Origin of the sequence: Pseudomonas koreensis (assembly GCF_012986595.1) — a bacterium.
Lineage (GTDB): Bacteria > Pseudomonadota > Gammaproteobacteria > Pseudomonadales > Pseudomonadaceae > Aquipseudomonas > Aquipseudomonas koreensis.
Window position 1 is genome coordinate 485,144 of record NZ_JAAQYM010000001.1, and the last position, 25,629, is coordinate 510,772.

General features: G+C 60.9%; 26 protein-coding genes. 17 read left to right on the top strand and 9 right to left on the bottom strand.

The window, feature by feature from the left end:
- The first annotated feature begins 28 nt into the window (after positions 1-28).
- On the top strand, positions 29-2,227 hold the full coding sequence (locus tag HBN98_RS02310) for a hypothetical protein (RefSeq protein ID WP_064586353.1): 2,199 nt from the start codon (positions 29-31) through the stop codon (positions 2,225-2,227).
- A 295-nt stretch (positions 2,228-2,522) separates the two neighbouring features.
- On the opposite strand, the gene HBN98_RS02315 is transcribed toward HBN98_RS02310, so the two are convergent.
- Positions 2,523-2,828, bottom strand: coding sequence for a DUF2288 domain-containing protein (locus HBN98_RS02315; RefSeq protein ID WP_064586352.1), 306 nt, complete (start codon positions 2,826-2,828; stop codon positions 2,523-2,525).
- 352 nt (positions 2,829-3,180) lie between these two features.
- On the opposite strand from HBN98_RS02315, the gene HBN98_RS02320 reads away from it, so the two are divergent.
- The 5 genes from HBN98_RS02320 (at position 3,181) to HBN98_RS02340 (ending at position 8,181) form a co-directional block, all read left to right on the top strand.
- Complete coding sequence (locus HBN98_RS02320) at positions 3,181-4,308, top strand: branched-chain amino acid ABC transporter substrate-binding protein (protein ID WP_064586351.1); 1,128 nt, start codon at positions 3,181-3,183, stop codon at positions 4,306-4,308.
- Positions 4,309-4,538: 230 nt separating this feature from the next.
- Positions 4,539-5,462: a high-affinity branched-chain amino acid ABC transporter permease LivH gene (gene livH / locus HBN98_RS02325; protein WP_003222384.1), complete on the top strand. Its 924-nt coding sequence runs from the start codon at positions 4,539-4,541 to the stop codon at positions 5,460-5,462.
- Entirely contained in the window at positions 5,459-6,715 is a 1,257-nt protein-coding gene (locus HBN98_RS02330; RefSeq protein ID WP_064586350.1) for a high-affinity branched-chain amino acid ABC transporter permease LivM, read from the top strand. Before livH ends, HBN98_RS02330 begins: the two co-directional genes overlap by 4 nt.
- Positions 6,712-7,479: a high-affinity branched-chain amino acid ABC transporter ATP-binding protein LivG gene (livG, locus tag HBN98_RS02335; protein WP_025110759.1), complete on the top strand. Its 768-nt coding sequence runs from the start codon at positions 6,712-6,714 to the stop codon at positions 7,477-7,479. The genes HBN98_RS02330 and livG overlap by 4 nt, the downstream gene beginning before the upstream one ends.
- A complete protein-coding gene (locus HBN98_RS02340; protein WP_064586349.1) occupies positions 7,480-8,181 on the top strand; it encodes an ABC transporter ATP-binding protein in 702 nt (233 codons plus the stop codon).
- A gap of 48 nt (positions 8,182-8,229) precedes the next feature.
- On the opposite strand, the gene HBN98_RS02345 is transcribed toward HBN98_RS02340, so the two are convergent.
- Positions 8,230-8,427, bottom strand: coding sequence for a hypothetical protein (locus HBN98_RS02345; RefSeq protein ID WP_151101467.1), 198 nt, complete (start codon positions 8,425-8,427; stop codon positions 8,230-8,232).
- Positions 8,428-8,448: 21 nt separating this feature from the next.
- On the opposite strand from HBN98_RS02345, the gene HBN98_RS02350 reads away from it, so the two are divergent.
- The 4 genes from HBN98_RS02350 to HBN98_RS02365 are packed head-to-tail and all read left to right on the top strand — an operon-like array spanning position 8,449 to position 10,892.
- Positions 8,449-8,754 carry a BufA1 family periplasmic bufferin-type metallophore gene (locus HBN98_RS02350; protein WP_064586348.1) on the top strand — a complete coding sequence of 102 codons (306 nt, stop codon included), beginning with the start codon at positions 8,449-8,451 and terminating at the stop codon, positions 8,752-8,754.
- 25 nt (positions 8,755-8,779) lie between these two features.
- Positions 8,780-9,667: an MNIO family bufferin maturase gene (bufB, locus tag HBN98_RS02355; RefSeq protein WP_083366797.1), complete on the top strand. Its 888-nt coding sequence runs from the start codon at positions 8,780-8,782 to the stop codon at positions 9,665-9,667.
- Positions 9,664-10,422, top strand: a complete 759-nt coding sequence (locus tag HBN98_RS02360) for an HvfC/BufC N-terminal domain-containing protein (protein ID WP_083366798.1) — start codon at positions 9,664-9,666, stop codon at positions 10,420-10,422. The genes bufB and HBN98_RS02360 overlap by 4 nt, the downstream gene beginning before the upstream one ends.
- Entirely contained in the window at positions 10,419-10,892 is a 474-nt protein-coding gene (locus HBN98_RS02365; RefSeq protein ID WP_083366799.1) for a DoxX family protein, read from the top strand. The genes HBN98_RS02360 and HBN98_RS02365 overlap by 4 nt, the downstream gene beginning before the upstream one ends.
- Here HBN98_RS02365 and HBN98_RS02370 read toward each other — a convergent pair.
- Entirely contained in the window at positions 10,883-11,797 is a 915-nt protein-coding gene (locus HBN98_RS02370; protein WP_083366800.1) for a LysR family transcriptional regulator, read from the bottom strand. The genes HBN98_RS02365 and HBN98_RS02370 overlap by 10 nt on opposite strands.
- 103 nt (positions 11,798-11,900) lie before the next feature.
- Between HBN98_RS02370 and HBN98_RS02375 the strand changes: the two genes are divergently transcribed.
- The 3 genes from HBN98_RS02375 to HBN98_RS02385 all read left to right on the top strand — a co-directional run bounded on the left by HBN98_RS02375 (position 11,901) and on the right by HBN98_RS02385 (position 14,988).
- Positions 11,901-12,500, top strand: coding sequence for a short chain dehydrogenase (locus tag HBN98_RS02375; RefSeq protein WP_083366801.1), 600 nt, complete (start codon positions 11,901-11,903; stop codon positions 12,498-12,500).
- Positions 12,501-12,623: 123 nt separating this feature from the next.
- Positions 12,624-13,277, top strand: coding sequence for a COG3650 family protein (locus HBN98_RS02380; protein ID WP_083366802.1), 654 nt, complete (start codon positions 12,624-12,626; stop codon positions 13,275-13,277).
- A 97-nt stretch (positions 13,278-13,374) separates the two neighbouring features.
- Entirely contained in the window at positions 13,375-14,988 is a 1,614-nt protein-coding gene (locus tag HBN98_RS02385) for an NAD(P)/FAD-dependent oxidoreductase (protein ID WP_083366803.1), read from the top strand.
- Between the two features lie 90 nt (positions 14,989-15,078).
- Here the strand turns inward: HBN98_RS02385 and HBN98_RS02390 are convergent, their stop codons facing one another.
- On the bottom strand, positions 15,079-16,173 hold the full coding sequence (locus HBN98_RS02390) for a PLP-dependent cysteine synthase family protein (protein ID WP_083366804.1): 1,095 nt from the start codon (positions 16,171-16,173) through the stop codon (positions 15,079-15,081).
- A gap of 197 nt (positions 16,174-16,370) precedes the next feature.
- On the opposite strand from HBN98_RS02390, the gene nhaA reads away from it, so the two are divergent.
- The 3 genes from nhaA (at position 16,371) to HBN98_RS02405 (ending at position 19,036) form a co-directional block, all read left to right on the top strand.
- Positions 16,371-17,558, top strand: coding sequence for a Na+/H+ antiporter NhaA (gene nhaA / locus HBN98_RS02395; protein WP_083366805.1), 1,188 nt, complete (start codon positions 16,371-16,373; stop codon positions 17,556-17,558).
- A 304-nt stretch (positions 17,559-17,862) separates the two neighbouring features.
- On the top strand, positions 17,863-18,783 hold the full coding sequence (locus tag HBN98_RS02400; RefSeq protein ID WP_083366806.1) for a colicin E3/pyocin S6 family cytotoxin: 921 nt from the start codon (positions 17,863-17,865) through the stop codon (positions 18,781-18,783).
- Between the two features lie 13 nt (positions 18,784-18,796).
- The gene (locus HBN98_RS02405) at positions 18,797-19,036 is read left to right on the top strand and encodes a pyocin S6 family toxin immunity protein (RefSeq protein WP_083366807.1); all 240 of its coding nucleotides are present in this window, start codon (positions 18,797-18,799) and stop codon (positions 19,034-19,036) included.
- 80 nt (positions 19,037-19,116) lie between these two features.
- On the opposite strand, the gene HBN98_RS02410 is transcribed toward HBN98_RS02405, so the two are convergent.
- Positions 19,117-19,581 (bottom strand): outer membrane lipoprotein, encoded by a 465-nt coding sequence (locus HBN98_RS02410; RefSeq protein WP_007969461.1) that lies wholly within the window; start codon positions 19,579-19,581, stop codon positions 19,117-19,119.
- Between the two features lie 167 nt (positions 19,582-19,748).
- On the opposite strand from HBN98_RS02410, the gene HBN98_RS02415 reads away from it, so the two are divergent.
- The gene (locus HBN98_RS02415) at positions 19,749-19,985 is read left to right on the top strand and encodes a 30S ribosomal protein S3 (RefSeq protein ID WP_083366808.1); all 237 of its coding nucleotides are present in this window, start codon (positions 19,749-19,751) and stop codon (positions 19,983-19,985) included.
- A gap of 5 nt (positions 19,986-19,990) precedes the next feature.
- Here HBN98_RS02415 and pdxH read toward each other — a convergent pair whose 3' ends face one another.
- The 4 genes from pdxH to HBN98_RS02435 form a co-directional block, all read right to left on the bottom strand.
- Entirely contained in the window at positions 19,991-20,638 is a 648-nt protein-coding gene (gene pdxH / locus HBN98_RS02420; RefSeq protein ID WP_083366809.1) for a pyridoxamine 5'-phosphate oxidase, read from the bottom strand.
- Between the two features lie 24 nt (positions 20,639-20,662).
- Positions 20,663-21,781, bottom strand: a complete 1,119-nt coding sequence (locus tag HBN98_RS02425; protein ID WP_083366810.1) for an OmpA family protein — start codon at positions 21,779-21,781, stop codon at positions 20,663-20,665.
- 113 nt (positions 21,782-21,894) lie between these two features.
- Positions 21,895-23,040 carry a serine hydrolase domain-containing protein gene (locus HBN98_RS02430; protein WP_083366811.1) on the bottom strand — a complete coding sequence of 382 codons (1,146 nt, stop codon included), beginning with the start codon at positions 23,038-23,040 and terminating at the stop codon, positions 21,895-21,897.
- A gap of 149 nt (positions 23,041-23,189) precedes the next feature.
- Positions 23,190-25,544 (bottom strand): beta-galactosidase, encoded by a 2,355-nt coding sequence (locus HBN98_RS02435; protein ID WP_083366812.1) that lies wholly within the window; start codon positions 25,542-25,544, stop codon positions 23,190-23,192.
- Between the last annotated feature and the right edge of the window lie 85 nt (positions 25,545-25,629).

Genomic DNA, 25,629 nt, shown 5'->3' on the forward strand with positions numbered 1-25,629 from the left:
CCAATCCTGTCCAGGTATATGGCGCACAATGACTTCTAAAAACAATCCGGCCACTGCGGTATCCGACCTGACCCTGAGCCCTGCGGCGAACAGCCCGGCGCCAATGAAGCCATTGCCTCCTTCGCGCCCGCTGGGCACTCACCAATATCTGTACTACACCGAGACCAATACCGACCGCATCCTCGATAACCTCGACGGCCTGCGTGACCTGGTGTTCCCGCGTCCGCCGCACCTGGAAGGCGACAACGAACAGCACAACGACCAGGAATTTCCGTCGGTGTGCCTGATCGGCCTCGGTCGCTGCGGCTCGAACATCGCGCTCGACGTCGCCGAACTGGTGTACAACGCGCGCAAGTTCTACCTCAACGAATTCAACAATGAAGACCGCGCGGCTGATCGGCGGCTGGCCGACAAGGGCTACAGCCCGGCCCAGTGGATCAAGCACAACCTGCGGATCGGCCCGAACAAATCCACCAAGCCGGTGTTCCTGGTGGAACCGCTGGTGATGCTCGGCGACCTCGACAAGGACATCGCCGGGCGCATCCGTTTCTCGCGCAAGGGCGAAAAAAGCGGCTTCCTGCGCGACTACAGCAAAATGAAGATCATGGACTTGTCCGAAGTCCACGCCGGTGGCGCCGGTAACGCGCCGATCCTCGGCCAGTACCTGGCGAAGATCATCCTCAACAAGGACACCCAGCGTTTCTCCAGCCCTGACTGGAAAATGATCCACTCGTACCTGATCGACAGCTGCGGCATCAAGGCCAACCAGTCGCGCCTGTACTTCTCGATCTTCAGTGCCGGCGGCGGTACCGGCTCGGGCATGGCCTCGGAGTTCGGCCTGGCCCAGCAGCACTCGTACATGAACAAGACGTTCGACACCAAGCCGATGGACGAGCACGACGGCAAGAGCGGGCATTCGTTCGTGTTCGAGCCGATCTTCACCAGCGGCATCTGCGTGCTGCCGAACATTTCCGACCACCGCAGTGAAATGTCCGAGGCGCTGCACATCAACGCCGGACGCCTGCTGTGCAAATACCTGTCGGAAGAATGGGATTTCTCGTACAACTTCGCCAATGAAGACAGCAGCGAAGCCAGCGTCATGGGGCGTATCCGCCCATGGAACGCGATGATGCTGATCTCCAACGACATCATGCGTTACGCCGAAGAGAGCGATGACGGCAACATCCAGAACATTGATGTCAATGCAATGGAGAAGCACGCCAACCAGTACATCTCGCAGCAGATCTTCAACATTCTGACAGCGCAGGCGGTGACCACCGACTACGACCAGAACTACTTCCGTCGCGCCGGCATCGACATCGGCGAAACCATTCGCCTGGACGCCAACGACCTGTTCATGAGCCTGGCCGGTCCGGTGGCAATCGCCTACGCCGAATCGGTGGTGCCGGAAACCCCGCCGCCGAGCAGCGACAAGTTCAAGGTGTTCGACAAAGAGCCGCAGCGCCTGAACATCGACGACCTGTTTTTCCGCTCGATCGACCTGCCGCACTTCAACAAGGTCACCCAGGCGATCGAAGGCATCAGCCTGCTGCCGATCGAGTCCAAGCGCTATCGTGCGTCGCTGGAGCAGTACAAGAATTCCGGCTACGACGCCGCCGCCCTGCATGACCTGCACTTCTTCAAGAACTGCTCGTCGGTGGTCTCGATCGTCTCGCTGCCCAAAGACTACAAGCTGTCGTACATGGACCTGAACCGGTTGAAGACCCACCTCAACAGCCTATTCCCCAACACCACGCTCAAGCGTTATGCACTGGTGATCGGTGCGTCGGCCAACCTGTCGCTGACCACCCTGATCGCCAAGAGCCCGTGCCTGTCGGACGACTTCCTGACGTTGATCGTGGCGTTCATCAAGCGCTGCTTTGCGAAGACGCCATACCGTTTCGATGAGACCCTGGACAACTCGATCCTCGACTTCATCATTAATGAAGACTTCGACGAAGACCGCATCGACGACCTGCTCAACGAGTTCGAGAACCCGGCGAAGATCCTCGACACCAACTGGTACGCGATCAAACCGATGTACGAGAAGAAATACCGCGAACTGATCAACGACAAGGACAAGTTCGTCTCGATCAATGACATTCGCCTGTCACGCGATTGCGTGAAGAAGTCGATCAAGTACCTACGCGAGATCTACCGTCACCGGATCGGCAAGACCAAGGTGATTTCCCTGAATAACCATACGGGCAAGACTTACTCGGTCTGATCCGAGACCGAGTCGCCGCCATCGCGAGCAGGCTCACTCCTACAGTTGGAACGCATTCCCCTGTAGGAGTGAGCCTGCTCGCGATGAGGCCATCAAATCCCCTGAAAATCTCAGCTTTTCCAATATCCAGAAACAATTAAGCAGCCGTTAGGCTGCTTACTAAACTGTTCCCGTTACGTTTACGTCACCGTGAGGCCACCCCTGCTTGTGGCATTTCTTCACGGCAACGTGCCATCACGCTACTCGGCTACACACTTTCCTACAGGTGAGGCGCGCACCATCAAGGTGCGACCGCTCAAGCCGACGCCCTTTCCTGGATCAGAATCCACGGACTCACCACAACCGCCCACAGCGCGGGATCCCGCTCGAAAATATCCAGCGCCCGCGTTTCAGACAGCTTCGCGACCTTGTCTTCGGCCAGCCAGGCGGCGACTTTCTCGCCATCATCCGATGCCACGGCCTCGGCAGCGGCGATCAAATCCAGGGCCGGGTCGACCCACAATAGGGCACCCTTGGCGAAGAACGGCTCCAGCTCTTTCCAGGTAATAGATGCGGTTTCACCAAGCAGCTTGGCATAGAGGGTGCTAGGTTCTTGATTCATGGGACTGTCCGGAAAAGAAATCGACGCGAATGATAACGTCGGTGGTCCGGCAGAAAAACCCGGTTGCAAATGGCTTCACCGAACGAAAAGAGCAGGAACGCCAAGGAATGCTGCTGTTTGGGGCATAAGCCCCACGAAAGCCCCGCCGCAATTCTGTCTTTTTCATTCAAAAATGCGACACCCACAAGTTTTGCCCCCTGGCGCCAGCTTCCCAGGCCAACAACCGGCGCTCTACACTGTACCGGTACAGTTGCCGGGGGCATTTCCGGAGGGTATCGCAAAGATATCTGACCCGGTTCTGCTGCTACGGCGCCAGAACTCAAAAAAATTACAACAGTAAGAGTGGAGCACTATGACTAAGGCTACTAAGCAGATTTCCAAACTGTTTGCCGCTATGGTTCTGGCCGGGGTTGCCAGCCATTCGTTCGCAGCTGACACCATCAAGATCGGTATCGCCGGCCCTAAAACCGGCCCTGTTGCCCAATACGGCGACATGCAGTTCAGTGGCGCGAAAATGGCCATCGAGCAGATCAACGCCAAGGGCGGCGTCGACGGCAAGAAACTCGAAGCCGTTGAATACGATGACGCGTGCGATCCGAAACAAGCCGTTGCGGTCGCGAACAAGGTCGTCAACGACGGCGTCAAGTTCGTGGTCGGTCACCTGTGCTCCAGCTCCACTCAGCCTGCTTCGGACATCTACGAAGACGAAGGCGTGATCATGATCACCCCGGCTGCCACCAGCCCGGACATCACCGCTCGTGGTTACAAAATGGTCTTCCGCACCATCGGTCTGGACAGCGCCCAGGGCCCTGCCGCCGGTAACTACATTGCCGACCACGTGAAGCCGAAAATCGTTGCTGTACTGCACGACAAGCAGCAATACGGTGAAGGCATCGCCACCGCCGTTAAAGCGACCCTGGAAAAGAAAGGCGTGAAAGTCGCCGTGTTCGAAGGCGTCAACGCCGGCGACAAAGACTTCTCCTCGATGATCGCCAAACTCAAGCAAGCCAACGTCGACTTCGTTTACTACGGCGGCTACCACCCGGAGCTGGGTCTGATCCTGCGTCAATCCCAGGAAAAAGGCCTGAAAGCCAAGTTCATGGGTCCGGAAGGCGTGGGTAACGACTCCATTTCGCAGATCGCCAAAGACGCCTCCGAAGGCCTACTGGTGACCCTGCCGAAATCCTTCGACCAGGATCCGGCCAACGTCGCCCTGGCAGATGCCTTCAAGGCCAAGAAAGAAGACCCGAGCGGCCCGTTCGTGTTCCCTTCCTACTCGGCGGTTGAAGTGATTGCCGGCGGTATCACCGCAGCCAAATCCGAAGACCCTGCCAAAGTGGCCGAAGCCATTCACGCCGGCACCTTCAAGACCCCGACCGGCGACCTGAGCTTCGACGCCAAAGGTGACCTGAAGGACTTCAAATTTGTGGTTTACGAGTGGCACTTCGGCAAACCAAAAACTGAAGTTTCGCCTCAGTAAGGCGCGCCCTGACTGACTGCCAATAAAGCCCACGGCGTGCCGTGGGCTTTGTTTTACGAATGTATGGGCCGCGCTGGCGTGATCCGCCAGTCTCCCCACCTGAAAATCTCAAAACCGTCATCAGCGGTTCGCTGGCAAAACCCGGATTCGAAGTGGATAAAGATCCACGGGGCCGGGCGGAAAAATGACTCCACCAGTGAAATGCGTATCAGGTTTTTAGGAGCGTTGTAATGCCTGACATCTATCACTTCTTCCAACAGCTGGTTAATGGCCTGACCATTGGCAGCACGTATGCCCTGATCGCCATCGGCTATACGATGGTCTACGGCATCATTGGAATGATCAACTTCGCCCACGGCGAGGTGTACATGATCGGTTCCTATGTGGCGTTCATCGCCATTGCCGGGCTGGCCATGATGGGAATCGACAACGTCCCGCTGTTGATGACCGCAGCGTTCATCGCGAGCATCGTCGTCACCAGTTCCTACGGTTACAGCATCGAACGGATCGCCTACCGCCCCCTGCGCGGCAGCAACCGTCTGATCCCGCTGATTTCCGCCATCGGTATGTCGATCTTCCTGCAGAACACGGTTCTGCTGGCGCAAGACTCCAAGGACAAATCCATCCCCAACCTGATCCCTGGAAACATTTCCATCGGGCCAGGTGGCGCACATGAAGTGCTGATTTCCTACATGCAAATCGTGGTGTTCGTGGTGACCCTGGTCGCCATGCTCGGCCTCACGCTGTTCATCTCCCGCTCTCGCCTGGGCCGCGCCTGCCGCGCCTGTGCCGAAGACATCAAGATGGCCAACCTGCTGGGCATCAACACCAACAACATCATCGCCCTGACCTTCGTCATCGGTGCTGCGCTGGCGGCCGTCGCGGCTGTGCTGCTGAGCATGCAGTACGGCGTGATCAACCCGAACGCCGGTTTCCTCGTCGGCCTCAAGGCCTTCACCGCCGCGGTACTGGGCGGCATCGGCAGCATCCCCGGAGCGATGCTCGGCGGGCTGGTGCTTGGGGTGGCGGAAGCGTTCGGTGCCGATATCTTCGGCGACCAGTACAAGGACGTCGTGGCTTTCGGCTTGTTGGTTCTGGTGCTGTTGTTCCGTCCGACCGGCATTCTGGGCCGTCCGGAGGTTGAGAAAGTATGACTAGGAATCTTAAACAGGCGCTGTTCAGCGCTTTGCTGGTGTGGGCCGTGGCCTACCCGGTACTCGGTCTGAAACTGACCATCGTCGGCATCAACCTCGAAGTGCACGGCACCAGCCCGGCCATTCTGGCGACCATCGCCGTGTGCTCGGTGCTGATGTTCCTGCGGGTGCTGTTCAACCAGCAGATCAGCAAGGCGTGGAAATCCTCGCCGGGCCTGCCGTTGATCCCGGCCAAGGCCAGCAACTTCCTGACCCTGCCGACCACCCAGCGCTACATCATCATCGCGCTGATTCTGGGTGCGCTGATCTGGCCGTTCTTCGGCTCCCGGGGCGCGGTGGACATCGCAACGCTGATCCTGATCTACGTGATGCTCGGCCTCGGCCTGAACATCGTCGTGGGTCTGGCCGGTCTGCTCGATCTGGGTTACGTCGGCTTCTACGCCGTCGGCGCCTACAGCTACGCGCTGCTGTCGCACTACTACGGCCTGAGCTTCTGGATCTGCCTGCCGATTGCCGGCCTGATGGCGGCGACATTCGGCTTCCTGCTGGGCTTCCCGGTGTTGCGTCTGCGCGGTGACTACCTGGCGATCGTGACCCTCGGCTTCGGCGAGATCATCCGTCTGTTCCTGCGTAACCTGACCGACATCACCGGCGGTCCGAACGGCATCAGCAACATCGAGAAACCGACGTTCTTCGGCCTGACCTTCGAACGCAAGGCCGCGGAAGGCCTGCAAACCTTCCACGAGTATTTCGGCCTCGAATACAACTCGATCAACAAGGTGATCTTCCTCTACCTGGTGGCCCTGTTGCTGGCACTGGCGGCGCTGTTCATCATCAACCGCCTGCTGCGCATGCCGATCGGCCGTGCGTGGGAAGCGCTGCGTGAAGATGAAATCGCCTGCCGGGCGCTGGGTCTGAATCCGACGATCATCAAGCTGTCGGCGTTCACCCTGGGTGCGAGCTTCGCCGGTTTCGCCGGTAGCTTCTTCGCTGCCCGTCAGGGTCTGGTGACACCGGAATCGTTCACCTTCATCGAGTCGGCGATCATCCTCGCCATCGTTGTGCTGGGTGGCATGGGCTCGCAGCTGGGCGTGATTCTCGCGGCCGTGGTGATGATCCTGTTGCCGGAAATGATGCGTGAGTTCAGCGAATACCGGATGTTGATGTTCGGTGCGCTGATGGTGTTGATGATGATCTGGCGTCCACAAGGTCTGCTGCCGATGCAACGCCCACACATGGAGTTGCGAAAATGAGCCGCGAGATTCTTAAAGTCGAAAACCTCAGCATGCGCTTCGGCGGCTTGCTGGCGGTCAATGGCGTGGCCCTGACCGTGAAGGAAAAACAAGTGGTGGCGCTGATCGGGCCGAACGGCGCGGGCAAGACCACCGTGTTCAACTGCCTGACCGGTTTCTATCAGCCTTCGGGCGGCAGCATCCTGCTGGACGGCGAGCCGATCCAGGGCCTGCCGGGGCACAAGATCGCCCTCAAGGGCGTGGTGCGCACCTTCCAGAACGTGCGGTTGTTCAAGGACATGACAGCGGTCGAGAACCTGTTGATCGCTCAGCACCGTCACCTGAACACCAACTTCCTGGCCGGCCTGTTCAAGACCCCGGCGTTCCGCAAGAGCGAACGCGAGGCCATGGAATATGCCGAGTACTGGCTGGAAAAGGTCAACCTGAAAGAGTTCGCCAACCGTACCGCCGGCACCCTGGCCTACGGTCAGCAACGGCGCCTGGAAATCGCCCGCTGCATGATGACCCGCCCACGGATCCTCATGCTCGACGAACCGGCCGCCGGTCTGAACCCGAAGGAAACCGAAGACCTCAAGGCGCTGATCAGCGTGCTGCGTGAAGAGCACAACGTCACCGTGCTGCTGATCGAGCACGACATGAAACTGGTCATGAGCATTTCCGACCACATCGTCGTGATCAACCAGGGCACGCCTCTGGCCGACGGTACGCCGGAACAGATCCGCGACAATCCTGAAGTGATCAAAGCCTACCTGGGGGAAGCGTAAATGCTGCAGTTCGAAAACGTTTCCACCTTCTACGGCAAGATCCAGGCCCTGCACAGCGTCAACGTCGAGGTCCGTCAGGGCGAGATCGTGACGCTGATCGGCGCCAACGGTGCCGGCAAGTCCACGTTGCTGATGACGCTCTGCGGTTCGCCGCAGGCGCACAGCGGCAGCATCCGCTACATGGGTGAGGAACTGGTCGGCCAGGACTCGTCGCAAATCATGCGCAAGAGCATCGCGGTGGTGCCGGAAGGTCGTCGGGTGTTCGCCCGTCTGACCGTCGAAGAGAACCTGTCGATGGGCGGCTTCTTCACCGACAAGGGCGACTATCAAGCGCAAATGGACAAGGTCCTCGGACTGTTCCCGCGCCTGAAAGAACGCTTCAACCAGCGCGGCGGCACCATGTCCGGCGGCGAACAGCAAATGCTCGCCATCGGCCGTGCGCTGATGAGCAAGCCAAAACTGCTGCTGCTCGACGAGCCGTCGCTGGGCCTGGCGCCGATCATCATCCAGCAGATCTTCGACATCATCGAACAGCTGCGCAAGGACGGTGTGACGGTGTTCCTGGTCGAACAGAACGCCAACCAGGCGCTGAAAATCGCTGACCGTGCGTACGTTCTGGAGAACGGTCGCGTGGTCATGCAAGGCACCGGTGAAGCGCTGCTCACCGACCCGAAAGTGCGCGAGGCGTACCTCGGCGGTTGATGCTTTTCGTTGAACAAGAAAACGGCCTTCGGGCCGTTTTTTTTTACCTCACACATCCCCCTGTAGGAGCTGCCGCAGGCTGCGATCTTTTGCCGTTGCCTTTTCAAGCAAGATCAAAAGATCGCAGCCTTCGGCAGCTCCTACACGGTTTTGCATTTTTTCTGAAAAATTTCGGCTGCGCTGTAACGCATCGCCATGAGCGTTCTCTAGTGGGGTAAGCAAGCGCACTTCGCTTGCAAAACCCAAGCTCAAACCTGGAGAAACATCATGACTGCTACCACCCGCACCCTGTCCGCTACCGCCCTGGTTCTAGCCCTTGGCTCTGCCCTGAGCATGGCCGCCGTGTCGACCGTCCACGCCGCTGATGCCGACATGGAAAAATGCTTCGGCGTGGCCATGAAAGGTCACAACGATTGCGCCGCGGGCGCAGGCACCACCTGTGCCGGCACCGCGAAAACGGACTACCAGCCAAACGCCTGGAAACTCGTGCCAAAAGGCACCTGCGCCACCACCGAGAGCAAGACCTCGCCGACCGGTTTCGGTCAGATGGAAGCGTTCAAAGCCAAGTCCTGATCCACGGCCTGCCTGAGTGACGATCATGTTCACCCTCGACGAACCTGTCCCACCCCGCACTCAGGCAGCCCTCCCCGGGCTCCCGCCCCGTGCCGGGCTGGGGCTCAAGACCGGGCACTTTACTGAAGTGCTCGGTTCACTGCCGGACCTCGGTTTCTTCGAAGTCCACGCCGAAAACTACATGGTGGACGGCGGTCCGTTTCATCACTTTCTCGGTTTGATCCGCGAGCAGTATCCGCTGTCGCTGCACGGCGTCGGGCTGTCCATCGGGGCCGAAGGGCCACTGGACATTCAGCACCTGCAACGCCTGAAGAACCTGATCGAGCGCTATCAACCACACTCCTTTTCCGAACACCTGGCCTGGTCGAGCCACGGCCCGGTGTTCCTCAATGACTTGCTGCCGCTGGCCTATGACACGCCGACCCTGAACCGGGTCTGCGAACACATCGATCAGGTGCAAACCACCCTGAAACGCCCGATGCTGCTGGAAAATCCGGCGACCTATCTGGGATTCCAGCGCTCCACCCTCGATGAGCCGGACTTCATCGCCGAAGTGGTGCGGCGCAGCGGCTGCGGCCTGTTGCTGGACGTGAATAACGTTTACGTCTCGTGCATCAATCATCAGCGCGATCCACTGACCTATCTCGACGCCCTGCCGCTGCACACCGTGGGCGAGATTCACCTGGCCGGATTTGCCGAAGACAGTGACAGCCTCGGCGACCGCTTGCTGATCGACGATCACGGTGCGCCGGTCGATCAGGCGGTCTGGACCTTGTACCGGCAAGCGCTGCAGCGCACTGGCGCGGTGGCGACCCTGATCGAGCGCGACAATCAGGTGCCAGCCTTCAATGTGTTGCTGGCGGAGGCACGGCAGGCCGACGAGATCTTGCTCGGCGCGGGAGCACGGCCATGAGCGCTCAAGCGGCTTTTGCTGCGGCCCTGCTCGACCCACAACGGCCCTGCCCCGAAGGTTTGTGCAGCGCCAATGGCGCCGATCCGGCAAGTCGATTTTCGGTGTACCGCAACAATGTGCAGGGATCGCTGATCAATGCCTTGGCAGACAGTTATCCGGTGGTGCAACAATTGGTCGGTGAGGCGTTCTTCCGCGCCATGGCCGCGGTGTTCGTACAACAGCAGCCACCCGACAGCCCGTTGATGAGCCGTTACGGCGACGCCCTGCCAGCCTTCATCGACGCCTTCGAACCGGCGGCGAGCGTGCCGTATCTGGCCGACGTGGCACGTCTGGAACGCCTGCGTACCCGCGCCTACCACGCCGCCGATGCGTTGCCGGTACGTCCTGAACGGATCACCGAAGCGCTGGCCAATCCCGATGGGCTGAGCCACCTGCGCTTCATGCTTCATCCGTCCCTGCATCTACTGGATTCGCACCACGCTGTGGTCGCGATCTGGGCCGCACATCAAGGGGACGCAACGCTGGCCGGCATCGACATCCACCACGGGCAGCACGCCCTGGTGCTGCGCAATGGCCTCGACGTCGAGGTGTTTGCCCTCGAAACCGGCGCCAGCGTGTTTCTGCGCCACCTGCTCGATGACCAGCCGCTGTTGGCGGCCGCCCAAAACAGTCCGCCATTCGACCTCAGCAACACCCTCGCGCTGCTGATTGCGCACAACGCCATCGTTGACCTGAACAACAAGGAATCGCCATGAACAACCTCATCGTCCGCGCCATCACGCTGCTGGAGAAAATCCCCCACAGCCTGATCGCCTTCATCGCGCGTTTTTCGATTGCCGCGGTGTTCTGGAAGTCCGGGCAGACCAAGGTCGAAGGCCTGGCCATCGACCTGATCGACGGCACCTTTCAACTCGGCAGGCCACGCCTGGCGGACTCGACCATTCCTCTGTTCAAAAGCGAGTACCACGTGCCGTTGCTGTCACCGGAAATCGCCGCGCACATGGCGGCGTTCGCCGAGCACTTCTTCCCGGTGCTGATCCTGATCGGCTTTGCCACACGGTTTTCCGCACTGGCGCTGCTGGGCATGACCCTGACCATTCAACTGTTCGTCTACCCGGATGCGTATCCAACCCACGGCACCTGGGCGGCGGTGCTGTTGTACCTGATGGCGACCGGACCTGGGAAATTGTCGATCGATCACCTGATCGCCCGACGTTATCGCTGAAGTCGATCCAGCGCCTCGCCGCTGCGCTTGAACCAGCCGATCAGATAATCCGCCAGCACTTGCGTGCGTTTGGGCAAGCCGCCCTGATAGGGATGCACCAGGTACATCGGCATGCGCCGGGTCTGAAAGTCGCGCAGCAGCCAGCGCAAACGGCCGTCAGCCAGTTCCGCCTGCAACAAATATGACGGCAGGCGGGCGATGCCGGCGCCGGCCAGGGCGGCTTTCTTCAGCAGGTTGTAGTGGTTGCTGGCGAACGGTCCGCAGACCCGCACCCTGAGCAATTCGTGCTGTTGGTGATACAGCCACTCTTCGCGACCGCTGTAATGGCTGTTGAGCAGGCACCGGTGTTCGGCCAGCTCCTGCGGGGTCAGCGGCTCGCCAAACTGTTCAAGATAGGTCGGGCTGGCGCAGGTCATTTCCTGCCACGCCAGCAAGGGTTTGGCCACCAGGCGTTCGTCATTGGCCACCTCGGTGCGAATCGCCAGATCGAAGCCATCCCGAGACAGATCCCGATAGTGGTTGTTCAGCTCCAGCTCGATCTGCACCTCGGGGTATTTTTGTGAAAACTCCAGCAGCAATCCGTCGAAGAAGGTTTCACCCAGCGACACCGGCACCGTCATCCGTACCGGCCCGGCCATGTCATCCTTCAGCCGCGCCAGCGCCTGACGCGCGCGCTCCACCTGCACCACCAGCGCCTGGGCTTGCGGCAACAATGCAGCGCCCGCCGCGGTCAGGCTCAAGCGGCGGGTGGTGCGTTGCAGCAACACCACGCAAAACTGCGCTTCCAACTGGCTGATGCGCTTGGACAACTGGCCCTTGCTGCAGCCCAATTGCTGCGCCGCCAAAGTGAAACTGCCCGCCTCGATCAACACCGCAAACGCCGCCAGATCATCCATTTCACTCATGGATTGTTTCCATTTGAAAACCAAAGGTTGCCTATTAGTGCGCTTATCCGCAGAAAAAACCACTCTAGACTGAAACCTCGTTCAACCCATTGAGGAACAGCCCATGAAGATTCTGTTGATCGGTGCCGCCGGCACCATTGGTTCGGCCGTCGACAAAGAACTGAGTCAGCGCCACGAAGTGATTCGCATCGGTCGCAGCAGCGGTGACTTCCGGGTCGACATCAGCGACAGCGACTCGATTCGCCGGCTGTTCGAGCAAACCGGCAAGTTCGACGCATTGATCTGCGCAGCCGGCAACGTGACCTTCGCCCCACTCGGCGAGATGAACGCCGACAGCTTCGCCCTGGGCCTGCAAGACAAACTGATGGGCCAGATCAATCTGCTGTTGATCGGCCGCGAATACGCCAACGACGGCGCCTCGTTCACCTTCACCACCGGCGTGCTCAGCCACGATCCGATCCGCTCCGGCGCCTCGGCGGCACTGGTCAATGGCGCACTGGACAGCTTCGTGAAAGCCGCCGCCATCGAACTGCCGCGCGGTCTGCGGGTGAACTCGATCAGCCCGACGGTGCTGCTGGAAGCGATGGGCAGCTACGCCCCGTACTTCCGTGGCTACAAACCGGTTCCGGCGGCGGATGTGGCGCTGGCCTACGCGAAAAGTGTCGAAGGTCTGCAAACAGGGCAGACCTTTCACGTCGGTTAAGAGCAAAAGATCGCAGCCTTCGGCCGCTCCTGCACAGGAACGTGCGTTTCCATGTAGGAGCTGATCTTTTGCATTTGATTGTCAGCCTGCGTAACGTGGCGGCACTTGTCTGGAGAGCCGAAGATGCGTGTTGCCCGTTCATTGATCGTTGTTGCCCTGCTGCCGTTGTTCGCCGCCTGCCAATTGCTCGATGGCCCGCGTCAAAGTGCTTCCCACGTCGGGCAGAGCCGGATGCAGGGGCAGTTGACGGCGGCTGACGGCAGACTGGTGTTCCAGCCGTGTGGCGAACAGCGTCAGTACGTGGTCAACGACATCGGCGGCACCAGCGTGCTGCAAGAGGCCGCGACCCTTGCCGATCAGCAGGGCAAGCTGTTTGCCGACGTGCGCGGGAAGATCGCCGGCGACCGCCTCGACCTCGCCCAGTTGTACCGCGTCGAGCGCTCCGGCACCGCGTGCGATGACCCGAACTTCAAGCTGTTGATCCTGCGTGCCGCCGGCCACACGCCCGAGTGGAACGTCAAAGTCAGCGGCAAGGGCATGGTCATCGACCGTGAAGGCCAACCGGCGCTGGCCGTGCCTTATGTCGAAGAACAACTGGGCGATGGCCGCTTCAACCTGAGCAGCGAAGCCAACAACCAGCGCATCGAGTTGTGGGTCGCGCCACAACGCTGCGTCGACAGCAGCACCGGCAGCGTGCAGCACATGAGCGCCGAGCTGCGCATCGACGGCAAGGTCGAGCGTGGTTGCGGGTATTTCGGCGGATCGCGCAACGACTGAGCGTTTTAGCCTCACCGGATCCGGCCTTTGCGGCTTATAATCGCGGCCTTCAAACGCCCTGGCGCAGTTGTGCGCCCCGCGAATCCGGATCCTCGCCATGTTACGAATCACCGAACTCAAGCTGCCAATCGACCATCCCGAAGAAGACCTGCGTGCCGCCATCGTGCAGCGCCTGGGCATCGCCAGCGATGATCTGCTCGATTTCACCTTGTTCAAGCGCAGCTATGACGCGCGCAAAAAGTCCTCCGAACTGTGCTTCATCTACACCATCGACCTCAACGTACGCGACGAGGCCAAGGTGCTGGGCAAGTTCGCCGACGACCGTAACGTCAACGTGGCGCCGGATGTCAGCTACAAATTCGTTGGTCAGGCGCCGAGCGACCTGAGCCAGCGCCCGATCGTGGTCGGTTTCGGCCCGTGCGGGATCTTCGCCGGCCTGTTGCTGGCACAGATGGGCTTCAAGCCGATCATCCTCGAACGCGGCACCGAAGTGCGTCAGCGCACCAAGGACACCTGGGGCCTGTGGCGTAAAAGCGTGCTCAACCCCGAGTCCAACGTGCAGTTCGGCGAAGGCGGCGCGGGCACGTTCTCCGACGGCAAGTTGTACAGCCAGATCAAGGATCCGAAGTTCCTTGGCCGTAAAGTCCTGCACGAATTCGTCAAGGCCGGCGCGCCGGAAGAAATCCTCTACGTCAGCAAACCGCACATCGGTACGTTCCGTCTGACCGGCATGGTCGAGACCATGCGTGAAGAAATCCGCGCTCTGGGCGGTGAAGTGCGTTTCCAGGAGCGCGTCACTGACGTGCTGATCGACGACGGCCAACTGGTCGGCGTGCAACTGGCGAGCGGCGAAACCCTGCATTCGAAACACGTGGTCCTGGCCCTCGGCCACAGTGCCCGTGACACCTTCCGCATGCTCCACAGCCGTGGCGTGTTCATGGAAGCCAAGCCGTTCTCGGTGGGTTTCCGCATCGAACACCCGCAATCGCTGATCGACCGTGCGCGCCTGGGCAAGTACGCCGGTCACCCCAAGCTGGGCGCCGCCGACTACAAACTGGTGCACCACGCCAAGAACGGCCGTTCGGTCTACAGCTTCTGCATGTGCCCGGGCGGCACCGTGGTGGCGGCGACTTCCGAGCCGAACCGCGTGGTCACCAACGGCATGAGCCAATACTCGCGTAACGAGCGTAACGCCAACTCCGGGATCGTCGTTGGCATCACCCCGGAAGTCGACTACCCGGGTGGCCCGCTGGCCGGCATCGAGTTGCAGGAGCGCCTGGAATCCCACGCGTTCATCCTCGGCGGCAGCGACTACAAGGCCCCGGCACAACTGGTTGGCGACTTCATCAACGACATTCCTTCGACCGAACTGGGCGAAGTCGAGCCGTCGTACAAACCGGGCGTGGCCCTGGGCGACCTGGCCCTGGCGCTGCCGGACTTTGCCATCGAAGCGATTCGTGAAGCATTGCCGGCGTTCGAGAAGCAGATTCGCGGTTACTCGCTGCATGACGCGGTGTTGACCGGGATCGAAACCCGCACCTCGTCACCGCTGCGCATCACGCGTAATGAGTCGCTGCAGAGCATGAACGTGAAGGGTCTGTTCCCGGCCGGCGAAGGCGCGGGTTATGCCGGCGGGATTCTGTCGGCGGGTGTGGACGGGATTCGTATTGCCGAAGCCGTGGCACGCGACATTCTGGGGATTGAGGCTTAATTCTCAAGATCAAAAGATCGCAGCCTGCGGCAGCTCCTACAGGAATGTACTCCCCTGTAGGAGCTGCCGCAGGCTGCGATCTTTTTGCTTTTAGATATTGGCGCGCAACACTGAAGTCGGCAGCGCCTCACCGCGCTCGGCACTCGCCGCCACCGCCGCGATCAACCCCTCCAGCTCATAGCCCTGCGCCTTCAGCCAGGCCTGATCGTAATAAGTGTCGGCATAGCGCTCGCCGCCATCGCACAGAATCGCCACGATCGACCCCGACTCCCCCGCCACTTTCATCTGCTGCGCCGCCATCAGCGCGCCGATCAGGTTGGTGCCGCTCGACCCGCCGACATGCCGCCCCAGGCGCTGCGCCAGGTAATGCATGGCCGCCAGCGACAAGGCATCCGGCACCTTGACCATTGCATCGATCACCTTGGGCAGGAACGACGCTTCCACCCGTGGCCGGCCAATGCCTTCGATCCGCGAACCGCAGTCCAGACGCAGGCTGGCGTCGCCGGTCTGGTAGTAATCGAAAAACACCGAACGCTCGGCATCGGCGCACAGCACCCGCGTGCAATGCTGGCGATAGCGCACGTAACGGCCAAGGGTCGCGGTGGTGCCGCCGGTGCCCGGGCTGGAAATCAGCCAGCTCGGCTCCGGGTATTTCTCGAAACGCATCTGCTGGAAGATCGACTCAGCAATGTTGTTGTTCGCCCGCCAGTCGGTGGCCCGCTCGGCGTAGGTGAACTGATCGATGAAGTGGCCGCCATGCTCGCGAGCCAGACGCTCGGATTCGGCGTAAATCTGCGTCGGATCCTTTACCAGATGGCTCTGGCCGCCGTAGAAGGCGATCTGCGCGATCTTCTCTTTGGAGGTGGTCGCCGGCATCACCGCAATGAACGGCAGGCCAAGCATGCGCGCGAAATACGCCTCGGAAATCGCCGTCGAACCGCTGGACGCCTCGATCACCGGCGCGCCGGGTTTGAGCCAGCCGTTACACAACGCGTACAAGAACAACGAGCGCGCCAGGCGATGCTTTAGGCTGCCGGTGGGGTGACTGGACTCGTCCTTGAAGTACAACTCGATGCCCGCAAAACCCGGCAGCGGCAAGGGGATCAGGTGGGTGTCGGCGCTGCGCTGGAAGTCCGCTTCGATGATGCGGATGGCTTCGCGGGCCCACTGTCGGTTGTCGCTCATGGTCATGCTCTCGTTGAATCGGGCAGGAATGGCCTCGTCACAGGCTCAGTCACCCAGCATAGGAAAAAACCTACAAGGCTCACAGATACAGCTGAGGCCCAATATATCCGCCAACTGCTAGGCTCTGTGCAAGTGTCACCCGTTACAGGCGTTGTGCGCGGGTGTCAGTCCTTTGCGAATGTTGATGGAGAGCGACCTTGCCGCTGCGTAGAACCTTCACGCGTTTCTTTCAGCTGGAAGCGGCCAGTGGCCTGCTGTTGATCGCCGCCGCCCTCCTCGCCCTGATCATCAACAACTCACCGCTGTCGTGGCTGTACACCGGGCTGCTCGACACCCCCGTTGTCGCGCAGATCGGGGCGTTGAAGATCGCCAAGCCGCTGCTGCTGTGGATCAACGACGGGCTGATGGCGCTGTTCTTCCTGCTGATAGGCCTGGAGGTGAAGCGTGAAGTGCTCGACGGGCAGCTGTCGAAACCGTCGCAGATCGTCTTGCCGGGCGCCGCAGCGATTGGCGGCATGGTCGTGCCGGCATTGCTTTACTGGTGGCTCAATCGGGACAACCCGCCAGCCCTCGACGGCTGGGCAATTCCCACCGCCACTGACATCGCCTTCGCTCTCGGTGTACTCGCGCTGCTGGGTAACCGGGTGCCGGTGTCGCTGAAACTGTTCCTGATGACCCTGGCGATCATCGACGACCTCGGCGCCATCGTGATCATTGCGGTCTTCTATTCCGGCGAGCTCTCGACCCTGTCGCTGGGGCTGGCGGCGGCGTGCATCGCGGCGCTGGTGGCGATGAACCGGCTCGGGGTGGTCAAGCTTGGGCCCTACATGATCATCGGTTTGATCCTGTGGGTGTGCGTGCTCAAGAGCGGCGTCCACGCGACGCTGGCCGGGGTCACGCTGGCGTTTTGCATTCCGCTGCGCACCCGCAATGCCGAGACTTCGCCGCTGTTGACCCTCGAACACGCGCTGCACCCGTGGGTCGCGTACGGCATCTTGCCGCTGTTCGCCTTCGCCAACGCCGGGCTGTCGCTGAGCGGCGTCACCGTCGAAAGCTTCACCCATCACGTCCCCATGGGCATCGCCGTCGGCCTGCTGCTGGGCAAGACCGTCGGCGTGTTCGGCCTGACCTGGCTGGCAGTGAAAATCGGCATCGCCGCCCTGCCCCAGGGCGCCAATTGGGGTCAAGTGCTGGGCGTGGCGATCCTCTGCGGCATCGGTTTCACCATGAGCCTGTTTGTCGGCTCGCTGGCCTTTGAACCGGGCGTGAGCGACTACGCCGGGATGGACCGGATGGGCATCCTGACCGGTTCGATTCTGGCGGCGTTGATCGGGTATGCGGTGACGGCGGCGGCGAGTCGCCATAACGTACATTCACCTGCATAGGACCTGTGAATGGGCTCGTTGTGGCGAGGGAGCTTGCTCCCGCTGGGCTGCGCAGCAGACCCGGGATATTGGGATCGCTTCGCGCTCCTGCGGGAGCAAGCTCCCTCGCCACAAGTCCAGGCTCGTCTGAAAACCAGCGAACAATCACGGGGATAAATCCCCTCACCACAAGCCGGCTTATCTGACAGATAGCGACTAATCCCCACCTCAATAGCGACGCGTCCTACAGCCACCCTCTGCCTGCTTCGTTAACGTCGCACAGCCCTCTCGAAGGGCTGTCGATGGATGAACGAAAGGACGCTCAGTGGCTCGCAACAAGGACATTCCCCGGGTTCCCAACCCACCGGCGGGCGATGGGCATCACGTCACCTACCGCTACATGACGGCCACTGAAGTGGCCGAGCGCGAAGCCCGACAAAACGCTTACGAGGCCATGCTGGCGCGGCAGGAGGCTTTCGAGCGCAGTCGAGAGGTTGCGGCGAAAAAGCCTGATCCCGTACGCGCCGGGTGCGTGTTCGCCAAGTCCTGCAAGTTGCCGGACGCGATCATTGATTATTCGAATCCTTCAGGGATGGTGCCGACCGACAGCCTCAACGATTACGGCGAGCTGATCCTGCTTGGCGCTCGCGAAAGCGATGAAAACGGCGGCGTTGCCCTGAAGAAAATCGGCGCCACGGCGATTCCCGTCGATGTCGTGCAGTTCAGCACGCGCGGTAGTCAGTTCATTGCAGACCTGGGTGAAGGCATCGAACTGCTCTGGACGCCGGCGGTGGACGGCTCTGAAACTCTTGGCATTCCAGCACTGGAGGCTGCACCGCAAGCGCCGCACATCTGGGTGTATCCACCGACCAAAGCGGCTGACGGAATTCTGGTGAATCCGGTTTATCCGCCGGAGTATCGGGATTTCATTCTGGTGTTTCCGGCGGATTCAGGGGTTAAGCCGGTTTACATTGTTCTAAGCATAGGCGATCACAACTACCATCAAGCTCCGAAAGGCTTAACAGCATTTCCTGACGCGATGAAAGACAAGTCAAAAAGCAGCGTTCAAGGTGGCGGTGCGCGTCGTAAGCGCTGGAGAGATCTCAAAGGACGCATTTTTGAATGGGATAGCCAACACGGAACCGTAGAAATGTACGACAAACAGGGGAAACACCTTGGAGAGTTCAACCCTCAAACTGGTGAACAGACCAAACCTGCCAAACCCGGGCGAACCACTCCCAAGTAATCAAGAGGCGCTTATGTACTTGTGCATCACTGGGTTCTTACCCGACAGTTTCGACGATAGCTCACTCAAGTATGAACTGGATGTTGATCCTGCTTTTAACGACCGAATCGTGAAGCTTCTAGGCCATAAAAGCCTCGACGCCATGGCAGAAGGAGAATGGTTGTTGACCGCCGAGCAGGCGCAACATATTGCCGCGCTGACTGATGAGCCCATTCCAACAAACCTGGAATTGTTTATTGGCATAGAGATATAGCCATCGCAGTTGAGAAATCTAAAAACAAAAAACCCCGACCAGTCACCTGATCGGGGTTTTTCTTTACCGCTCGTTGCCGCTTAGTGCGAAACGCGGCTGGTGCCACCGACGGTGGAGATGCGCACGCGCTCACCAACACGGAATACTTCGTTTTCCTGAACCTGTTGCACGTAGGCGCGCATGCTGCCGTCGTCTTCGCGCACGGTGATTTCCACGCCTTGGGTGCGGGTCAGGCCTTCTTCAGTCGCGGAACCGATCAGACCACCGGCCACAGCACCGATGACCGCAGCGACGATGCTGCCCTTGCCGCCACCGATGGCGCTGCCGCCGACACCGCCGACCACTGCGCCTGCAGCGCCGCCGATCGGGGTCTTGGTGCCTTCGATTTTCACCGGACGCAGGGATTCGATGGTGCCCATGCGAATCGTCTGCACACGACGCGCTTCGTCACGGGAGTAGGAGTCACCGGTCAGGCTCGACTGGCAGCCGGTCAGCAACATCGCCATCGTGGAAAAGGAAGCAACCAGCAGAACAGACTTACGCATAGCATCAACTCCAAAAGAACATGTATTCATTAAACCCCGCTGCTTGACGCCTGTCACGACACAGCCTGGATAAACTTGATTTTATTCAGGCCCGGTACAGGCACCTGCAGACCCACCCAACAGTAGCGCCAAATCGCCCAACCTGCCCTGCCGAGCCAAGGATTTTCATGGATTACTTGATCATTTTCGTCACCACCGTCGCCGGTCTGTACTTCCACGGGTGGCTGTACGTGCGGATAAGACGCTGGATGGATCGTGACCTGGCGCTGTCCCTGGCGGGCAAGGATGAGGGCAAGCGCGCCTTCATGCTCGAACAACTGGCCCATGCCCGGGCGCAGAAAATCAAGCGTCGGGACTTGCCGAAGTGGCTTGAGGCCACTGCGGCAGGCTATCACGCTCGGTAGACTGCTTAAGGCGCCAGACGTTCAAGAATCCAGTTGGCGTCCTGCAAACGGTAGTTCAGGCGATCGTGCAGGCGGCTCGGACGGCCTTGCCAGAACTCGATGCGCTCCGGCAGCAGACGATAACCGCCCCAGTGTTCCGGGCAGTCGGGCTGGGTGTCGCTGAAGCGCTGTTCAGTCGCCTTGAGCAGATCCTCCAGCTCGCCACGGCCGTTGATCACCCGACTCTGCGGTGAGGCCCAGGCCCCGAGGCGGCTGCCCAGCGGACGCACCTGATAATACGCGTCGGACTCTTCAGGCGTGACCTTCTGCACACGCCCTTCGATGCGCACCTGACGTTCCAGGCTCGGCCAGAAGAAGGTCATGGCGGCAAACGGGTTGGCCGCCAGCTGCTGGCCTTTGGCGCTGTCGTAGTTGGTGAAGAAGGTGAAGCCCTGCGCGTCCAGGCCCTTGAGCAGCAGAATGCGGCAATGCGGTCGACCGTCCGCATCGACCGTGGCCAGGGTCATGGCGTTGGCCTCCACCGGCGCCTGTTCGGTTTTCACCGCGTCGGCAAACCATTGGTGGAACAGCGCAAACGGTTCGCCCGGGGCTTGCGCCTCGGTCAGACCGTCCCGGGTGTAATCACGACGCATATCTGCCAGAGCCTGGGTCATGGCGCATTCCTTTTCGTTAGCGGATCACTGCTTGGCAGTATCGGTGGCGGCGACTTTCTTGTCAGCCGTTGCTGCCTTGGCTGGAGCGGTTTTCTTGGCAGGGGTTTTCGCCGGAGCCTTGGTCGCTGCCTTCTTCGCAGGTGCCTTGGCCGCCGCTTTCTTCGCTGGCGCCTTTTTGCTCGCAGGTACCGCAGCCTTCGCCGCTGCTGGCGCCGGGGTTACCGGCTTGGCCGCAGGCTTGACGTCCTGGGCGGCAATCATCGTGGTCGGTGCCGGCGCCGGCATGTTGTACTTGCTCAGCAGGGCCACCATGGTGTTCTGCGGGGTCACCAGCAACTCCACGCGACGGTTCAGGGCACGGCCTTCGGCGCTGTCGTTGGCGGCACGCGGGGCATCGCCGCCCATGCCGCGAAGCATCAGGCGATCACGCTGCAGGCCGCTCAGGCGGAAGATCGCCGCCACGGACTGGGCGCGCTCCTGGCTGAGTTTGACGTTGGCCGGTGCAGCACCGGTGTTGTCGCTGTGACCGAGCACCAATACTGCGGTTTTCGGATCAGCTTCGAGGATTTTCGCAACATTGGTGAACGGGCTGAGGGTCACCGGCAGCAACATGGCCGGACGCTTCGGGTTGAACGAGCCTTCCACCGGCGCGATTACCACCAGCACGTTGTCCCGGCGTTCGAGTTGCAGGTTGCTGTCCTTGATCGCCGCACGCAGGCGCGGTTCGTAGTCATCCAGCCAGGCTTGGGTGACTTTCGGATCAGGCATCGGCACTGCTTTGGCAGTGGACTGATCCTTGCCGCCGAACGGCCACCACCACTTGCTGCCAGTGTCGGCATCGGCCTTGGCAACCGCGACCGGTTTGGCTTCAGGTTTTACTTCAGGCTTCACATCAGCCTTGGCCGCCGCATCATCCGAACCGCCGAACGGCCAGTACCAGTGGCTGCTGCTTTCAGTCTTGGCCACGGGTGCCGTGGCGGCAGGTTTGAGCGGGGCTGGAGCCGGTGCCGGCTCTTTGGCCGCCACTTTGTCGGAAGACCCGAACGGCCACCAACTGCTGCCGTCCGCATCGTTTTTAGGAGTCTGTGCACAACCGGTAATCGCAACGCACAGGGCCAGGGCGAGAGTTTTTTTGGATGACATTGAAAATCCACAAAGTGAAGTAATGAAAGATCAGAGCTCTTTTGCCCGGATAAACAGACGCTTTGAATCAAAAATCCGAATCTGGTTCCAACCCTGGAACCGCATGTCGTGCTTTACAGACAAGTGGCAAGTACCCGCGCCAGCTGCTGCGCGCGCGGATCCATCAAGACGTATGGCCCAAGGGTATTTGTCACAAAACCGAACGCGACATCGTGCTCCGGATCAGCAAAACCCACCGAACCACCTGCCCCCGGATGACCGAACGCACGCGGGCCGAGGCCGTAGGTGGCGTTGGCCATGTCCGACTGATCGAGCATGCAGCCCAGACCAAAACGGGTGCGGGTCAGCAGGGTCTTGTCCTCGCCGTAGCTGTGTTCGCGGGTCAGTTCTTCGAGCATGTCGCTTTCGAGCAGGCTGCCATCGAGCAAACCGGCGTAGAAACCGGCGAGGCTGCGTGCATTGCCATGACCGTTGGCGGCCGGCTGCTGCATGCGCCGCCATTCCGGTTTGTTGGTGCTGGTGAGCACCGACGGCGGATTGGTGAAGGCCCGGGTGGTCATCGCGGTCGGCTCACGCAGGGTCACCTGCAACAGGCGTTGGGCAGCGGCATCACCGACGTTGCCCTTGCCGCGAGCGATATGCGCCACGCGGTAGAACTCTTCGTCAGCCAGACCGACGTGGAAATCCAGCCCCAGCGGCTTGGCCACACGGGCGACGATGGACTCGCCCGGCCCGCGACCGTCAGCGCGACGAAGCAATTCCCCGACCAGCCAGCCATAGGTGATGGCGGCATAGCCATGACCGGTGCCCGGCGTCCACCACGGGGCTTCGGCCGCGAGGGCGTCGACCATGGTTTGCCATTCGTAGAGAGCAGCCGGCGCCAGCAACTCGCGCAGGGCCGGCAAACCGGCCTGATGGCAGAGCAATTGGCGCAGGGTGACGGATTCTTTGCCAGCGGCAGCGAACTCCGGCCAGTAACGGGCAACCGGGACATCGAGTTGCAGTTTGCCTTCGGCCACCAGTTGCAACGCGGTGACCGCAGTGAAGGTCTTGGTGCAGGAGAACAGGTTGGCGATGGTGTCGCTGTGCCAGGCCTCGGTGCCGTCCTTGTCGGCGGTACCGGACCAGAGGTCGAGGACCGTTTCTCCGCCGACCTTGATGCACAACGCTGCGCCGCGTTCCTGGGAATCGTCGAACAGTGCCGCGAACGCCTCGCGCACCGCTTCGAATTGAAGTTCGTAATGTCCCTGAATCTGCACCCGCAACTCCCCCGCGAAAACGCTCTACAAAGTGGCCCGCATTGTTCCAGCCCTTGAGGGATTTGGGAACAGCTGCGGGCCGGGTGGTCATTTCAAAGAGCAATCAAAAGATCGCAGCCTGCGGCAGCGATCTTTCAAGGCATCAAGCCTTAATGGCCATTGCCCGAATGCCCACCCGCATGCCCGGCCCCCGGGCCTTTGCCGGCTTCACCCTTGCGCCCGCCTTCGGCTTCATGACCAGCGGCGGCAGCAGCTTTCTCAGCCTCCTTGCCCAACTGATCAAGCGCCTGCAGGTTGCTCTTGCGCACCGCCTCGACGAACCCCTGATACGGCAGATCGGTAACCCCCACCAGACCGAAGTGTCCGTTCTCGCCGTCGAGCAGACGCCCGGTCACCGGTTGGTCCAGATACTGGAACCAGTGCACGCCGACAATCGACGGTTCGCTCAACGCCTGCTTGAGGAAGTTGGCGTACGCCGGGCCGCGGTCTTCTTCCCGCGCCAGTTGCGTCACGCCGCCCCAGAACGGGCCACGATCACTGGAGCCGAAGTTGAATTCGGTGATCAGCACCGGTTTGTCGAGGGCGCGCAAGGCGGCGAAGTCATACCCGTCCTGCGGTTTCAGCGTGTACATGTTAAAGCTCAGCACGTCGCAATACTGCGCGCAGGACGCCACGGCTTCCGGGGTGCTGGTAGCGAAACGGCCGCCCAGCAGCAACTGATTCGGCGCGTGCCATTTCAGCGAATCGGAGATGGTCTTGAAGTAGGTGTCGGCGAACACCTTCTGGAAATATTTGAAATCGTTTTCGATTTCCGGGTGCTCCGGATTCGGCACCGGCGGCACGAAACCCGGGTCTTCCATCAATTCCCAGGCGGGCAACTCAATGCCCCAGGCTTTCGACAGCCCTTCCTGATTGCGGTATTTGTCGCGCAATTGTTTGAGAAACGCGCGTTTGGCCGGCACGTCGGTGGTCAGTTTCAGCGTGCCGTAAGCCAGGGCATAGCGCGATTTCGGATCATCGCCGGGACCGGCCCAGGCCAGCTCGTTGTCAGCGTAGTAACCGATCAACCAGGGGTCGTCGCGGTGATCGCGCGCGGCAATGGCCACGGCGCGCTCGGTGGCCATGGCAAAACGCGGATCGAACGGATCCGGCATACCGCCCCACCAGTCATTACCGGTGCTGATGCTGGCGTAATCGCCGACGATCGACAGTGGCAAGGTGTAAGGCACCCGCGCGGCATCGCTCAACGAATCGGCGCTCCAGTTGCCGACGGTGTTGAAGCCCCAGGCTTGCAGGCGATCAAGGGTGTGTGTGGCCCACTTCTTCTCATCGACCGTGGCCTTGCATGGCGCGGCGCTCGTCGGTTCTGCGGCCGCTGCGCTTTTCGCCTGCGCTGCACAAGGTTCGCCGTACAGGCGTTGCAGGTTGGCCGCGTAGAAATCGTACCAGCGCCCGGCGTTGTAGCCCCGGCCCTGATCGGCGCCGTTGCCGCCACGGTTATCACCCTCGCCGAAATGGCTGGCCAGTGGCTCGTCGGCTTTGGGCAGGGATTCGAACATCCACTCGCGCCCGGCCACGTAGGTCTGGTTGACCTCCGGGCTGACAGTGTTGACCCCCAGCGAATAGAACGGATGCCCTTCAGGGGTCACCAGGTACCAGCGACCGTCACGCTTTTCCGTGCGGAAAAAGCCGCTGGCCTTGAACGCCGGGCCTTTGCTCCAGCCACCGAACTTGTCCAGCGAGGACTTTTCGCGCTCGGCCAGCCAGGTTTTCAGCTGTTGCTCTTCCCTGGCGGCGGCGGATTTCAGTTGCTCGTCGCTGCTGATTTTTTCCGGCCATTTGCTGCGGGTCGATTGACCGTAAGCGTCCACCAGATTGCCGTAGACGGCGCGGGTCACCGCCTCACCGTCCTGCACGCCGAAACGCTCGAGCAGCAAGCTCTGCGCGGCTTTTGGCTGATCCATCCACAGACTGACCGACACCACCTGGCTGCGGTCCAGTTCACCGCTGCTGCTGGCCAGCAGAATCCGCTGACCGTCGACGGTCATCGGCATCGGCGGCCCGGCCTTCATGCCCTGGCTCAGCGGCGAGGTTGCCACCAGCGGCACCAGCAGGGTTTGCGCAGGCCCGGCGGGCAGGTCGACGCGACTGGTCAGCGTCTGCCCGTTGTTGCTCTGGATTTGCACGTAGACCGTCACGGCCCAGTTCATCGCGCTTTGCAGGCGCAGGCTCATCATGCCCGACTGCGACCAGTCCCACGCGCCGGTCTGCGGGGTCAGGCGCAGGGTCGGGCGCGCAACCGGGTTGAACGTCACCCGGCGCAGCACTTCACCTTCCGCGGTTTGCTCGGCGTTGGCTTGTGGCAAGTCAGTGTTTTCGGTGACGACTTTCACCACATCCGCGGGGCGAACGAAGTTGAACAGGGTCTGCTGACCAGCAGGCGCCGCCAACAAGGGGGCGGCGAAGATCAAGGCAAACACGGCAGGCAACGAGCGGCGAATCATAAGAACGGAGTTCTCCCTAACGACCAAAAGGCCAATGGAAAAGCATGGCAGAGAGATAGACAGCGCGGCGGGCAAAACTGCCCAC

What these genes read in the sequence shown, in the direction of transcription:
- HBN98_RS02310 (WP_064586353.1), top strand. Translation starts at nt 29, where the DNA reads ATGACTTCTAAAAACAATCCGGCCACTGCGGTATCCGACCTGACCCTG.
- HBN98_RS02315 (WP_064586352.1), bottom strand. Translation starts at nt 2,828, where the DNA reads ATGAATCAAGAACCTAGCACCCTCTATGCCAAGCTGCTTGGTGAAACC.
- HBN98_RS02320 (WP_064586351.1), top strand. Translation starts at nt 3,181, where the DNA reads ATGACTAAGGCTACTAAGCAGATTTCCAAACTGTTTGCCGCTATGGTT.
- livH (WP_003222384.1), top strand. Translation starts at nt 4,539, where the DNA reads ATGCCTGACATCTATCACTTCTTCCAACAGCTGGTTAATGGCCTGACC.
- HBN98_RS02330 (WP_064586350.1), top strand. Translation starts at nt 5,459, where the DNA reads ATGACTAGGAATCTTAAACAGGCGCTGTTCAGCGCTTTGCTGGTGTGG.
- livG (WP_025110759.1), top strand. Translation starts at nt 6,712, where the DNA reads ATGAGCCGCGAGATTCTTAAAGTCGAAAACCTCAGCATGCGCTTCGGC.
- HBN98_RS02340 (WP_064586349.1), top strand. Translation starts at nt 7,480, where the DNA reads ATGCTGCAGTTCGAAAACGTTTCCACCTTCTACGGCAAGATCCAGGCC.
- HBN98_RS02350 (WP_064586348.1), top strand. Translation starts at nt 8,449, where the DNA reads ATGACTGCTACCACCCGCACCCTGTCCGCTACCGCCCTGGTTCTAGCC.
- bufB (WP_083366797.1), top strand. Translation starts at nt 8,780, where the DNA reads ATGTTCACCCTCGACGAACCTGTCCCACCCCGCACTCAGGCAGCCCTC.
- HBN98_RS02360 (WP_083366798.1), top strand. Translation starts at nt 9,664, where the DNA reads ATGAGCGCTCAAGCGGCTTTTGCTGCGGCCCTGCTCGACCCACAACGG.
- HBN98_RS02365 (WP_083366799.1), top strand. Translation starts at nt 10,419, where the DNA reads ATGAACAACCTCATCGTCCGCGCCATCACGCTGCTGGAGAAAATCCCC.
- HBN98_RS02370 (WP_083366800.1), bottom strand. Translation starts at nt 11,797, where the DNA reads ATGAGTGAAATGGATGATCTGGCGGCGTTTGCGGTGTTGATCGAGGCG.
- HBN98_RS02375 (WP_083366801.1), top strand. Translation starts at nt 11,901, where the DNA reads ATGAAGATTCTGTTGATCGGTGCCGCCGGCACCATTGGTTCGGCCGTC.
- HBN98_RS02380 (WP_083366802.1), top strand. Translation starts at nt 12,624, where the DNA reads ATGCGTGTTGCCCGTTCATTGATCGTTGTTGCCCTGCTGCCGTTGTTC.
- HBN98_RS02385 (WP_083366803.1), top strand. Translation starts at nt 13,375, where the DNA reads ATGTTACGAATCACCGAACTCAAGCTGCCAATCGACCATCCCGAAGAA.
- HBN98_RS02390 (WP_083366804.1), bottom strand. Translation starts at nt 16,173, where the DNA reads ATGAGCGACAACCGACAGTGGGCCCGCGAAGCCATCCGCATCATCGAA.
- HBN98_RS02405 (WP_083366807.1), top strand. Translation starts at nt 18,797, where the DNA reads ATGTACTTGTGCATCACTGGGTTCTTACCCGACAGTTTCGACGATAGC.
- HBN98_RS02410 (WP_007969461.1), bottom strand. Translation starts at nt 19,581, where the DNA reads ATGCGTAAGTCTGTTCTGCTGGTTGCTTCCTTTTCCACGATGGCGATG.
- HBN98_RS02415 (WP_083366808.1), top strand. Translation starts at nt 19,749, where the DNA reads ATGGATTACTTGATCATTTTCGTCACCACCGTCGCCGGTCTGTACTTC.
- pdxH (WP_083366809.1), bottom strand. Translation starts at nt 20,638, where the DNA reads ATGACCCAGGCTCTGGCAGATATGCGTCGTGATTACACCCGGGACGGT.
- HBN98_RS02425 (WP_083366810.1), bottom strand. Translation starts at nt 21,781, where the DNA reads ATGTCATCCAAAAAAACTCTCGCCCTGGCCCTGTGCGTTGCGATTACC.
- HBN98_RS02435 (WP_083366812.1), bottom strand. Translation starts at nt 25,544, where the DNA reads ATGATTCGCCGCTCGTTGCCTGCCGTGTTTGCCTTGATCTTCGCCGCC.